This window comes from Paenarthrobacter sp. E2MeOHC11 (genome assembly GCF_058744955.1).
This window is the reverse complement of record NZ_CP196673.1, coordinates 3631203-3643170: the sequence shown is the minus strand read 5'-3', so window position 1 is coordinate 3643170 and position 11968 is coordinate 3631203. Positions and strand designations below refer to the sequence as shown.

The following is an 11968-nucleotide window of genomic DNA, read 5'->3' as shown; positions in this document are numbered from 1 at the left end:
CACGTTCGCCCGAAACCGTAAGTGACCCATGACTACCCGACAGATTCACAGCAGCACCGCCCCTGCAGGCATGCCGGACCCCGCGCCGCCGGTCCCGCCAGCCGCGGCAGAACAGCCCCAGCCGGAGAGACGGCGCTGGTCCGGCCGCAGCCGGAAGGACTTCCTGGTCTTCCTTGCCATGGCTTTGCCCAACCTGGTGCTGATCGGCACCTTTACGTATTGGCCGTTGATCAACAACATCTATTACTCCACGTTGGATTGGACGCTGGGTTCGGCCTCGGCCACAGTTGTCGGGCTCCAGAATTACGTCATCTTCTTCACCGGCGAGGATGCGCCAAAGGTTCTGGGGACCACTGCCATCTTCACGCTGGTGACCGTTGGCGGTTCCATGGTGCTCGGCCTGCTGGTTGCCCTGGCGCTGAACTCCAAGGTTCGCGGCACCACGTTCGCGAGGTCTGCAGTGTTCGCGCCATATGTGCTGTCGGGAGTAGGAGTCGGACTGGTGTGGCTCTTCATTTTCGATCCCGGATACGGAGTCCTTGCCTGGATCCTGCGTGGGTTGGGCCAGCAGAGCCCGCAGTGGATCAACGATCCACAGCTCTCCTTGGTGATGGTGATCATTGTGTACATCTGGAAGAACCTCGGCTATTGCGCGGTGGTCTACTTGGCCGGCCTGCAGTCCCTTCCCCGCGACGTCATGGAGGCTGCGGCGCTGGACGGGGCAAACGGAGTACGCCGGTTCCTCAACATCTCCCTGCCGCTGCTATCCCCCACCACGTTCTTCCTGTTGATCACCACCATGCTCAGTTCGCTGCAGGCCTTCGACCTCATCAGGATCATGACTCCGCTGGGCAACGGCACCAGCACGCTGATTTACGAGGCGTATCTTCAAGCCTTCGGCGCCTATAACCGGGCAGGCTACTCGGCTGCGATCTCGGTGATCCTTTTCGCCATCCTGCTGATCATGACGGTTATCCAACTGCGGTTCGTTGAGCGAAAGGTCCACTATTCATGAGCGCACCGTCACCAGCCGCCGTCGTGGTTTCTTCGCAGGAGAGCGAACAGCACGAGCCTCCGCGCCCTTTCTCCAGTGCCAACCTGCTCCAGACCGTGGCCACCAACTACGTCCCGTTGATCATCGCCACGCTGGTGGTGTTCCTGCCCCTGCTCTGGATGTTGCTGAGTTCCTTCAAGCAGCCTGGGGAAATCGTCACCATGGATCTGAAGATTCTGCCGGAGTCCCTGAACCTGGAGAATTACGCAACGGCGATGACCACCGTCCCGTTTGCGCAGTTCTTCGCCAACAGCCTGATCGTCACCGTGGTGGGTTCTTCCATCAAGGTCATCCTGGCCATCCTGACGGCATACGCGTTGGTGTTCGTGCGCTTCCCGTTCAAGAACGTGATCTTCGTGCTGATCCTGGTGGCGCTCATGGTTCCGGCGCAGGTTTCCATCCTTCCCAACTACATCCTCATCGCTGGAATGGGCGGGAAAAACACGTTGTGGGGCATCATCCTCCCGGGCCTCGGCACGGCGTTTGGGACCTTCCTGCTGCGGCAGCACTTCCTTACACTGCCGCCGGCCATCCTTGAAGCGGCCGAAATCGATGGCGCCGGCCATTGGCGGCGCCTGTGGCAGATCATCGTGCCGGTGTCTGTTCCGTCGATTGCCACGGTCGCTTTGGTAACGGTGGTCAGCGAGTGGAACGACTACATTTGGCCGCTCATCATCACGGACCGCCCTGAAACCATGACGCTCCCCGTGGGCCTGACGTTGCTGCAGAACTCCGAGGGCAACGGGGCAGGCTGGGGAATCCTCATGGCCGGAGCCGTTCTGGTGATCGTCCCCATCCTGCTGGTGTTCGCCGCACTCCAGCGTTACATCGTTGCCGGGCTGACCCAGGGCAGCGTCACCGGCTGATTTTCTCCACCCGCACTATTCGCATCGAAGTAACTTATTGAGAGGAAGCACCATGCGTACCAACCTTGACCGCCGCCATTTCCTGGGGCTGGCAGGCCTTGGAGCCGGAGCAGCGGCCATGGCCGCCTGCGGCGGGCCCTCGACGGCGGGCACGGCAGACGCCGTCGACACTGCAACCATCGACTTCACCGGAGTGAAACCCGCTGCGTCCATCGATTTCTGGACGAACCACCCGGGCAAGTCCCAGGACGTTGAGAAGGCGATCATTGAGAAGTTCCACGCCAAGTTCCCGGACATCAAGGTCAACCTCGTCACGGCCGGCGCCAACTACGAGGAAATCGCCCAGAAGTTCCAGACATCCCAGGCAGCCAAGACCGGCCTGCCGGGCCTGGTGGTCCTCTCGGACGTGTGGTGGTTCCGCTACTTCTCCAACGGCAGTATCATCCCCATCGATGGCTTGGTAAAGCAGTTGGACATCAAGATCGACGATTTCCAGAAGTCACTGGTTGACGACTACAAGTACGACGACAAGCAGTGGGCACTCCCCTATGGCCGCTCCACACCGTTGTTCTATTACAACAAGGATCACTTCAAGGCAGCCGGCCTTCCGGATCGTGCGCCCGCAACCTGGCAGGAATTCGCCGACTGGGCCCCGAAGCTGAAGGCCACGTCCGGCGCCCAGTACGCGTACATCTACCCTGCACTTGCGGGCTACGCGGGCTGGACCCTGCAGAACAATCTGTGGGGCTGGGGCGGTGGCTGGTCCAAGGACTGGGACATCACGTGCGATTCCAAAGAGTCCGTTGCGGCCCTCCAATGGGCACAGGATTCCATTTACAAGGATGCCTGGGCAGGTGTTTCCTCCAAGGAAGCAGCCGATGACTTTGCCGCCGGCATCACCTCGTCCACCATCTCCTCAACCGGCTCGCTGCTCGGTGTCCTGAAGGCGGCCACGTTCAATGTGGGCGTTGGCTTCCTTCCGGGCGGTCCCGAGGCGCCCAGCGGAGTCTGCCCCACCGGCGGCGCCGGCCTCGGCATCCCCAGCGGCATCACCAAGGAGGAACAGCTGGCAGCGGCAACGTTCCTGAAATTCATGACGGAGCCGGAGAACACGGCCGCGTTCTCCGCCGCAACTGGATACATGCCAACACGGCTGTCAGCCGATATGTCGGCCGTTCTCGCCGCCACACCGCAGATCAAGACCGCCATGGACCAACTCTCAGTCACCAAGGTCCAGGACAACGCACGCGTGTTCCTGCCGGGCGCCGACCAGGAAATGGCCAAGGCCGCAGCCAAGATCCTGACGCAGCAGGGCGACGTCCAAGCAACCATGACCGAGTTGAAGAAGACCCTCGAGGGCATCTACACCAAGGACGTGAAGCCGAAGCTGAAGGCCTGATTCCTTCGGCAGGTATGGGAAGAGCCGGGCTGCTTCAGCAGCCCGGCTCTTCCCATGCAGGTGTTACGGGACGGGAACAGGCACGACGCCGAGCGGCGCCAACTGCTCGGCGCCTCCATCCGGGGCGGACAGGACCCAGATGCCCTTCTCGTGCACAGCTACCGAGTGTTCCCACTGGCAGGAGCGCTTGCCGTCGGTGGTGACCACTGTCCAGTCGTCGTCGAGTGTCGCTGTCTCGATGCCGCCACGTACCAGCATGGGTTCGATGGCCAGGCACAGGCCGGGGCGGATCTTGGGACCACGGTGGCCGGTCCGGTAGTTCAGGACATCCGGTGCCATGTGCATTTCGGACCCAATACCGTGGCCCACGTAGTCTTCCAGGATGCCCAACGGCTTGCCCTGGACGGAGGACACATAGTCATCGATCGCGTTGCCGATGTCTCCGACGAATTTTCCCTTAGCCAACGCTGCGATTCCGCGCCACATGGCAGCCTCAGTCACATCGGAGAGGCGCTGGTCTTCGGGATCGGCAGTGCCGACGATGACGGTCCGGGCGGAGTCTGAATGCCAACCGTCAACGATGCAGCCTCCATCAATGGAAATAATGTCGCCATCGTTAAGGACTTTGCCCCCGGGGATCCCGTGGACAACTTCCTCGTTGACCGAGGTGCAGATGGTGGCGGGAAAGCCGTGATAGCCCAGGAAGTTCGACTTGGCTCCTGCATCGTTCAGGACTGCGGAGAAGACATCGTCCAAGTCTTTGGTGGTGACGCCCGGCTTGGCCGCCGCAACTGCAGCGTCGAGTGCACGGCTCAGGACAAGCCCGGCCTCCTGCATCTTGCGCATCTGCTCGTTGGTCTTGTATTCAATGCGGGGCTGACCGAACGCCATGTTCTCCTCTGGAAGTTTGCTGTTGGGACCCATCAGGTCCCGTGCTTGAACCATTTTCCCGCATCCGTGACTGTGGTCGAAATTGGCTCGATTCCCAACTCGTGGCGGAGGCGTTCCAAGCTGTAGGTTCTCTGCCGCCCGAGCTGGCTTACGGCATAGCGCGTGAGCCTCGGCGGCCGGCCCGTGGCTGCGGAAAGGGCCTCCGCAACGCCCGCCAACGCCATGGCTACCGGTTCGGGAAGGTAGGTAATCGGAACACCTGAATGACCGGACAGGTCGAGGACTTGGCGAAGTACTCCGCCGAGTTCAACAGGCTCGGCGTCCCCGACGTTCACGGCGCCCCGCACCCCTGACCGGCAGGCGGCCAGCACGGCCCGCGTCAGGTTATCCACGTGCGTCAATTGGTGCTTCACCTGGGGGTGTCCCACGCTCAGCAACCGGCCATGCCGAACATTGCCGATCAGGCGTGGCAACAGCGTCCGATCCCCTGGACCGTAGACACCGTGGGGGCGAAGTGCCACGGCGTTGCCATGTTTCCGGGCTTCGACGTCGGCGAGCGCCTTGCTGCGTCCATAAGCATTCAGGTGTCGCGTGGCTACCTCGTCCTCGCCCCTGTTCACGCATGACTCCCACCATGGATAGACGCTGGAACTTGAGATGTGAACCAACCGGGTTCCTGCGTAGGCCTCGGCCACGGCCCGTGTGCCCAGGACGTTGGCCCGGTGGAAGACGGCAGGGTCTCCCCAATCGGCAACGTGTGCTGCAGCGTGGACGATCGCGTCAACGCCGGGAACCGTCGCCGGCGGAAGTCCGGTCAGGTCCCAGTAGGTCAGCCCTTGCCCTTCGTGCCGCGCGAAACGGACGACTTCCCAGCCTTTGGCCTCGGCGGCCTTGGCCACGGCTCCACCGATGAATCCGGTGGCACCTGTGACCGCGATCCTCACGTCGCCGCCTCTTTTAGCAGGGGGCGGGAGGTGAACTCTTGCCGCAGCGCAGCCCTGTCCGGCTTCCTGTGGCGGCCACTTGACGGTATGGCATCGAGGACTTCAATGCGGTCAGGCAGTGCGGACTCGTCGATGAGCCTCGGGAGTTCCCTCGCAAGCCGGGCCTTCACGGCCGCTGCAGACGTACCTGCATCGGCCACCACCGCCAACCAGACTGCTTCGTCTCCGACCCCGTCCGGGACGCCCACCAGCACGGCTTGCCGTACTCCGGCAACTCCTGCGATGACAGGCTCATACAACGCAGGGTAGATATTCGTTTTACCCCGGATGATCATGTCCTTCTTGCGGCCAATCATCACCAGCCTCGCAGCTCCATCGCGGTGGTCCAACCGCACCAGGTCTCCGGTGGCGTGTTCCACCATCGGATCTTCGCCCAGATAGCCGTGGCACATGTTGGGTCCCCGCACCATGAGTTCGTGGTCTTCCGCTACTCGGATTTCGACGCCGGGCAGCGGCTCCCCGAGGAAGTCGCCTTGGCCGCTGCCATCCGGTGCGGTCACGTGGGCCTCAGCTCCCGAGGCGAAAGCCAGCTTCTCCTGGCCATCTGCAATGGCGACCGGCAGCACTTCCGTCATCCCGTAGATCAGCTTGAAGTCGACGCCAGGCAACAGGTGCATGGCCCGCTTCAGGAAAGGTGCCAGGACCGGCGCGGCGCCAAGCATGACTGTCCTCAGGGTGCGCGGCAGCCTAACGGTACCGTCTTCCACTGCGTCCAGGATCGGCGCCAGCTGCGACGGTACCAGGAAGAGGTGAGTGGCGCCGTCGTACGATGCCTGTTTGCCGGAGACCTGCCCCAACTCGCTTGCCAGCCGAAGCGGATCAATGTGGGCGGAGAGTCCGTACGAGGGCATGGTCCAGTGCGCACCGGCGATGAGGGCCGGCAGGCCCATCATGAGTTGCTCCGAATGGACCCTGTCCCCCTCGCCGAACGTGCAGCGCCGGGTCAGTTGTTCAAAACCGGCTGCAAGGGATCCCCGGGTGTGGACTACGCCCTTTGGCGCGCCCGTAGTACCCGATGTGAAGATGATGACAGCTTCCTGCCCCGCTGCGTTCCCTTCATGGGGGCAAAACTCTCCTCCGGTGGACTTCGCCGCCAACGCCTTCACCGGCCTTGCTCCCCAGGGCACACCCGGGAGCCACGGGCCCGAGTAGTAGTGGCGGACGTCCATGGCCCCGTAGTCCGGGAGCAACAATCCCCGCTTGCGTGCGAGGGGCCGCAACGGGCCCTTGGTGCTCAGTGCGTACAGCAGCGACTCGGATGCTGCCCACCGTGGTGACGCAAGCTCAGTCCGGTCCCGAAAGAGCGACGGTCCGATTCCGGGATCGATGAACACCACCGAACCGCCCGCGCGCACGGCCCCCAGAGCAAGGATGAAGGCAGCCGGACTGGGCCGGACAGAGAACAGCATTCGCTCACCGGAGCCGAACCCGTCTTCCTGGAGAGCCAGCGCTGTGGCTTCTATCCCTTCCACCAGCCCGCGGTAGGTGATGGTCTGCCCAGGCTTTAGCGCTTCGCTGCCGCCGCGTCGTCTGAACCGGCTGGCTTTGCCCGGCGCGGTGATGGCAGGGTTGCCTGGAACCCGCTCCGCCACTGCATACACGGCCGCGATCAGGTCCGTTGTGAACGCACTTTGTTCCGTAGGGTGATCAAACATTGGCAAGCTCCAATTTCCTGTAGGCCGGAATTAGCACGCCCCTGCTGACACGACGCGCCGATATGGCCCAGGGTTGCTGGAGATACCTGTTCAGCAGTAGCTCAAGCGTCGCGTTGATCTCGGCCATCGCCAGCGGCATGCCGATACAGAAGTGCGGGCCTGCCCCGAACCACAGCTGGCGTGCCTGCGACGGCATGGCCTGGCCGGGGTCGAACCCGCCGATACTTTTGGCTGCATGGACGGTGGACAACAGCACACGGTCTCCAGCCCGGACGGCCATCCCGCCGATGGTTCCCGCTTCCACGGCATCCCTCAGCATCATGGGCGATGGCACAGTGAAGCGGAGGGCCTCGTTGATGGCGGCAGGAACGGTTGAGCGGTCGTTTGCCAGCTCCCCAATGTGCCCGCTGTCCGCAAGCAACGCAACCAAGCGCGGAACGAACGAGACCAACGTTTCAGTGCCCACCATCACGAACGCGCTGATGATCCCCATCGCTTCGTCTTCGGACATTCCCAGTTCCCGGAGCCTGCCGGGAAACGTTCCGGGGTCACTTTCGCGATAGGCCGTCCTTGCCGGCCCGGACAGGATCCCGACGGCGGAGCGCCCCTTCGCGATCTGGCGCATAGTCAGTGTGGGACGTCCCAGACGCACCAGGGAAGAGATGGAGGACGCAAGATTGAAAAGTTCTTTGTCGGGAAGCCTTCCCGGTGCATGCTCAGGAACCCCCAGCAGCCGGGAGATCACTCCTCCGGCCAGTCCCTTGACGCAGTCCACCAAGTCCACAGCACGCCCGGCATCCAGTTCCTGGGTGATTCGTGCGTCGAGGGCGGACGCGGCCGGTTCCACGATCCCTGTTACTGATCGCGGAGTGAACAGGTCGCCAAGCCGCTGCCGCAACTCCCTGTGCTCTTCGCCGTCCATGTTGACCAACGCTTTGGGCCCCACTACTGGTGTCCAGAGGGCACCCGAACCCGAAGGGCCGTTCTTAACAAATCTCCGCTGGTCCATGAGCACCTCGCGTACCAGGCCGGCTTCGCTGACCAGCACCCCGAGCCCGGGCAAACGAAGCACCGGGCGCACACTGCCCAAGCCCCGAATGACGGGGTAAAGCACCGGGTGGGCGCCCAGGTGGATACGACGCTCCCATCGCTCAGCAGTGGTCGTGTCCTTGGTCACCGGATGTCCACGTGCTCGGGGCGGTAGCGATGGTCCGCGTACCATGCCAAGGTGTTCTTCAAACCCCAGGCCTTGACGCGGCGGGAGGACCCGTACACCACAACATCGCGGCGCAGGGCGTAGCTCCGCGTTAGTTTTCGGACCTGGTTGGACAGTGCACGGTCCTCATGGAGGTCTTCAATCCTTGACCGGGGGAACCCACCGGAGCGGTGGTACATGTCCGCAGTGATGGCCATGTTGCATCCCGGGAGCATCTGGTAAGGGCCCAGATAGCCCTCGCCCTTGTTGCCGGGACGAATGCGGCCGAAGAATGAGGCAACTTCCACGGCAACCAACATCAGCCGCCGCTCTCCGGCCGTGATCCCCTCATCCAGCCGGGGATTGAGCTGCCCCGCGATCAATTCCAGCCCGTCGGCAAACGCCGCCATGATTCTGGCAGTCCAGTCCGGTGCAGCCAGGCAATCGGAGTCGGTGCGCGCCAGCCAGTGCGCGCCGTGCTCCACTCCAAAGCGCATGCCCGTATCCGCCGCGGCGCCAGTGCCCTTCTGCGCTTCGTGCCGCAGCCGGACGTCCATCCCGGGATGTTCCTGGGCAAACTCCTCCACGATCGCGCAGCTGCCGTCACTGGAACCGTTGTCCACCACCACTACCGTGAAATCACTTAGCTCCTGCGCTGCCAAGGAATCCAGGGTCTGCCGGACCAGCTTCTCCTCATTCAGCATCGGGACGGCGATACACAATGGCCGGGTGGGAGCGATGCTTGCCAATCGTGTCACCGCGGGAAGGGGTTCTGGCATCCCGGCCGTCACAGCCGCACCACTGCCATACCCAGGCTCACGCCACCAGCCAGGCCGACCAACGCCACGAGGTCGCCAGGCCCACCCCGTCCGCTGTCCATGGCCAGTTTCAGTTGCAGCGGCAGGCTGACCGAAGCCAGATTGCCAAAATCTTCTACGGAAGGGACCAGCAGCTCGTTCGGGACCCCCGCACGTGCTGCGAAGATCTCCCTGTAGGGAGCACTGACTTGGTGCACGCAGACCACGGCGAAGTCGGTCCATTTCAGGTCAAGCCGGGCCAGGGTCTGGTCAAGGACATCGCACCCAAGATCCAGGAAGGCGTCTTTGAGCTTTTCACCGTCCATGCTGAAGTAACTGGCTTCCGGATCGCGTGGAAACGCAGAGCCACCGGCCGCGAGCGTCCCCACAGACCAATGGCTGCTCCGGGCCGTGAATGCCATGGACAGGATTCCGGCCGCTGCATCGACCCCAGACTTCGGCGGGTCTGCCGCCTCAAGCAATACTGCAGCGCCGCCGTCGCTCATGGTGTACCCGGGAAAGCTCGACGCAAAAGTCTCGAAGTCCGGAACCCGCCACCGCACGGCCCTGGACGGCGATTCACCCGTGGCCACCAGTACCCGGGCGTAGCGCCCTGTGCCGATCAACGAGTCCGCCACTTCAACGCCGTTCAGGAAGCTGTTGCAAGCATTCTTGACGTCCATGACGGGGCACGAGAGGCCCAGCTTCGCCGCAACCATATGACCGGTGGCGGGCTCCACCATGTCTTGGCTGGCCGAGGCGAAGATCAGGAGGTCCACATCCGGCGCCTGCAGGCCACACTCGGCGAGGACCTTCGCGGCGGCATTGGCAGCAAGGTCGGACGCTTGTTCTGTATCCGCCATGACACTCCGGGACCGGATACCCGTCACGCGGCCGATGAGTCCCTTGGGAACGCGGAAGCCAGGACTACTTTCGGCAATGCGGTGCTCGACGGCGGCAGTGTCCAGTCGCGCGGGCGGCAGGTAGACCTCAAGCCCGGCAATCCGGCTGTGTCCGTTCAAAGCTGTTTTCATGCGGTTCCCCCAACAGTCTGCCGCGAAACGAAAAAGGGTGTGTCCCGCACCAATGGTACGGGACACACCCCTTGGCTCCAGCGCCGGCGAACCGGCTATGTGGAGAACAGGCTAGACAGCCTTGGCCGACTCAATCGCCGTGAGGACACGATCGGTAACTTCATCGATACCGCCGATGCCATCAACCTGGGTGAGGATGCCACGCTCGGCGTACTTGGCAACAACCGCTTCGGTCTGCTCGTGGTAGAGGTCAAGACGGTGACGGATCACGGTCTCGTTGTCGTCCGAGCGGCCGGTCTCCTTGGCACGGCCAAGGAGACGGGTTACCAGTTCTTCGTCGTCGGCGGTCAACTGGAGCACGACGTCGAGCTCCTGCTGGCCTTCGGCGAGGATCTGGTCCAGGTAATCAACCTGCGCCGTGGTGCGCGGGTAGCCATCCAGGAGGAAGCCGTTCTCCACGTCGCTCTGGCTCAGACGGTCCCGAACCATGTCGTTCGTGACGCTGTCCGGAACGAAGTCGCCCGCGTCCATGTACTTCTTGGCTTCAATGCCCAAGGGGGTTTCACCCTTGACGTTGGCACGGAAGATGTCGCCGGTGGAGATGGCGACTACGCCGAGGCGCTCGGAAATCCGCTCAGCCTGCGTACCCTTGCCCGAACCGGGAGGTCCAATGATCAGCATTCTCGTCATCGCAAAAGCCCTTCGTAGTGACGTTGTTGTAGCTGCGCATCAATCTGCTTGACGGTTTCCAGGCCGACACCCACCATGATCAGGATTGACGTGCCACCGAACGGGAAGTTCTGGTTGGCGTTGATCAGGACGAGTGCAACCAGCGGAATCAACGCCACGAAGCCCAGGTAAAGGGCTCCAGGCAGGGTGATCCTGGAAAGCACGTACTGCAGGTAGTCCGCGGTCGGTTTACCCGCCCGGATGCCCGGAATGAACCCGCCGTACTTCTTCATGTTGTCCGACACTTCTTCAGGGTTGAAGGTGATGGCCACGTAGAAGTACGTAAAGAACACGATCATGGCGAAGTAGAGCGCCATGTAGATGGGGTGGTCGCCACGGGTGAGGTTGTTGTTGATCCACTCAACCCATGGGGCCATGGCCTCCCCTGCGGCCGGCTGGTTGAACTGCGCAATCAGACCAGGCAGGTAGAGCATGGAGGATGCGAAGATGACGGGCACGACGCCGGCCATGTTCACCTTGATGGGGATGTAGGTGCTGGTTCCGCCTACCGTGCGGCGCCCGATCATACGCTTGGCGTATTGAACCGGAACGCGGCGCTGGGACTGCTCCACGAAAACCACAAGGGCCACGGTCAGCAAGCCGACAGCCAACACAGTGAAGAAGGTTCCGGGGCCCTTGGTTTCCCAAATGGAACCCAGGGAACCGGGGAAGCTGGCAGCAATGGAAGTGAAGATGAGGAGCGACATGCCGTTGCCAACACCCTTTTCCGTCACCAGCTCGCCCATCCACATGATGAGGCCGGTACCGGCCGTCAACGTGATGATGATGAGGATGGTGGCGATGATGCTCTCATCAGGAATGATGGGCAGGTTGCAGCCCGGAAGCAACTGGCCGGACCGGGCAAGCGACACCAGCGTGGTGGCGTTCAACAGGCCCAGGGCGATAGTGAGGTAACGGGTGTACTGCGTCAACTTTGACTGTCCCGAAGAACCCTCTTCGTAGAGCTGCTGGAACCGGGGAATGACCACCCGAAGCAACTGAACGATGATGCTCGCCGTGATGTAGGGCATGATGCCCAAGGCAAAGACTGATACCTGCAGCAACGCGCCGCCGCTGAACAAGTTCACCAGCTGGTAGATGCCCTGCGAGGTGTCACCGTTGTTCAAGCATTGCTGGACATTCTGGTAGTTCACACCAGGCGAGGGGATGAAAGCTCCCAAGCGGAAGATTGTGATGATTCCCAGCGTGAACAACAACTTGCGTCGCAAATCAGGCGTCCGAAACGCCCGGCCGAATGCGCTTAGCAAGCGTCCTCCTGAGTAGAAAGTACAAGGATGTGGATGGGCTCAATGAAACCCAACAACCGAGTCTAACTGCTTGTGA

The 11968-nt window shown here is 62.3% G+C and carries 11 protein-coding genes; 3 read left to right on the top strand and 8 right to left on the bottom strand.

Features of this window, described 5'->3' with window-relative positions:
- Positions 1-28 precede the first annotated feature (28 nt).
- The 3 genes from ACSSVG_RS16950 to ACSSVG_RS16940 are packed head-to-tail and all read left to right on the top strand — an operon-like array spanning position 29 to position 3319.
- Entirely contained in the window at positions 29-1015 is a 987-nt protein-coding gene (locus ACSSVG_RS16950; protein ID WP_231339502.1) for a carbohydrate ABC transporter permease, read from the top strand.
- Positions 1012-1920 carry a carbohydrate ABC transporter permease gene (locus ACSSVG_RS16945; protein ID WP_253468679.1) on the top strand — a complete coding sequence of 303 codons (909 nt, stop codon included), beginning with the start codon at positions 1012-1014 and terminating at the stop codon, positions 1918-1920. Before ACSSVG_RS16950 ends, ACSSVG_RS16945 begins: the two co-directional genes overlap by 4 nt.
- A gap of 52 nt (positions 1921-1972) precedes the next feature.
- Positions 1973-3319: an ABC transporter substrate-binding protein gene (locus ACSSVG_RS16940; protein ID WP_492415700.1), complete on the top strand. Its 1347-nt coding sequence runs from the start codon at positions 1973-1975 to the stop codon at positions 3317-3319.
- Between the two features lie 63 nt (positions 3320-3382).
- On the opposite strand, the gene map is transcribed toward ACSSVG_RS16940, so the two are convergent.
- From map to secY, 8 genes are all read right to left on the bottom strand, one after another.
- On the bottom strand, positions 3383-4210 hold the full coding sequence (map, locus tag ACSSVG_RS16935; RefSeq protein WP_492419231.1) for a type I methionyl aminopeptidase: 828 nt from the start codon (positions 4208-4210) through the stop codon (positions 3383-3385).
- A gap of 32 nt (positions 4211-4242) precedes the next feature.
- Positions 4243-5154: an NAD-dependent epimerase/dehydratase family protein gene (locus ACSSVG_RS16930; RefSeq protein ID WP_231343126.1), complete on the bottom strand. Its 912-nt coding sequence runs from the start codon at positions 5152-5154 to the stop codon at positions 4243-4245.
- A complete protein-coding gene (locus ACSSVG_RS16925) occupies positions 5151-6869 on the bottom strand; it encodes a class I adenylate-forming enzyme family protein (protein WP_492415699.1) in 1719 nt (572 codons plus the stop codon). The genes ACSSVG_RS16930 and ACSSVG_RS16925 overlap by 4 nt, the downstream gene beginning before the upstream one ends.
- Entirely contained in the window at positions 6862-8046 is a 1185-nt protein-coding gene (locus ACSSVG_RS16920; RefSeq protein WP_492415698.1) for a cytochrome P450, read from the bottom strand. The genes ACSSVG_RS16925 and ACSSVG_RS16920 overlap by 8 nt, the downstream gene beginning before the upstream one ends.
- Positions 8043-8822, bottom strand: a complete 780-nt coding sequence (locus tag ACSSVG_RS16915; RefSeq protein WP_492415697.1) for a glycosyltransferase family 2 protein — start codon at positions 8820-8822, stop codon at positions 8043-8045. Before ACSSVG_RS16915 ends, ACSSVG_RS16920 begins: the two co-directional genes overlap by 4 nt.
- 29 nt (positions 8823-8851) lie before the next feature.
- Positions 8852-9895 (bottom strand): 3-oxoacyl-ACP synthase III family protein, encoded by a 1044-nt coding sequence (locus ACSSVG_RS16910; protein ID WP_492415696.1) that lies wholly within the window; start codon positions 9893-9895, stop codon positions 8852-8854.
- Positions 9896-10006: 111 nt separating this feature from the next.
- The gene (locus ACSSVG_RS16905; protein WP_172324492.1) at positions 10007-10576 is read right to left on the bottom strand and encodes an adenylate kinase; all 570 of its coding nucleotides are present in this window, start codon (positions 10574-10576) and stop codon (positions 10007-10009) included.
- Between the two features lie 5 nt (positions 10577-10581).
- Positions 10582-11892, bottom strand: coding sequence for a preprotein translocase subunit SecY (secY, locus tag ACSSVG_RS16900; protein ID WP_231343114.1), 1311 nt, complete (start codon positions 11890-11892; stop codon positions 10582-10584).
- Positions 11893-11968 lie beyond the last annotated feature (76 nt).

Excerpts from the sequence above, each read along its gene's own strand:
- ACSSVG_RS16905 (WP_172324492.1), bottom strand. The coding sequence starts at position 10,576 with ATGCTGATCATTGGACCTCCCGGTTCGGGCAAGGGTACGCAGGCTGAG.
- ACSSVG_RS16925 (WP_492415699.1), bottom strand. The coding sequence starts at position 6,869 with ATGTTTGATCACCCTACGGAACAAAGTGCGTTCACAACGGACCTGATC.
- ACSSVG_RS16945 (WP_253468679.1), top strand. The coding sequence starts at position 1,012 with ATGAGCGCACCGTCACCAGCCGCCGTCGTGGTTTCTTCGCAGGAGAGC.
- ACSSVG_RS16910 (WP_492415696.1), bottom strand. The coding sequence starts at position 9,895 with ATGAAAACAGCTTTGAACGGACACAGCCGGATTGCCGGGCTTGAGGTC.
- ACSSVG_RS16950 (WP_231339502.1), top strand. The coding sequence starts at position 29 with ATGACTACCCGACAGATTCACAGCAGCACCGCCCCTGCAGGCATGCCG.
- map (WP_492419231.1), bottom strand. The coding sequence starts at position 4,210 with ATGGCGTTCGGTCAGCCCCGCATTGAATACAAGACCAACGAGCAGATG.
- ACSSVG_RS16940 (WP_492415700.1), top strand. The coding sequence starts at position 1,973 with ATGCGTACCAACCTTGACCGCCGCCATTTCCTGGGGCTGGCAGGCCTT.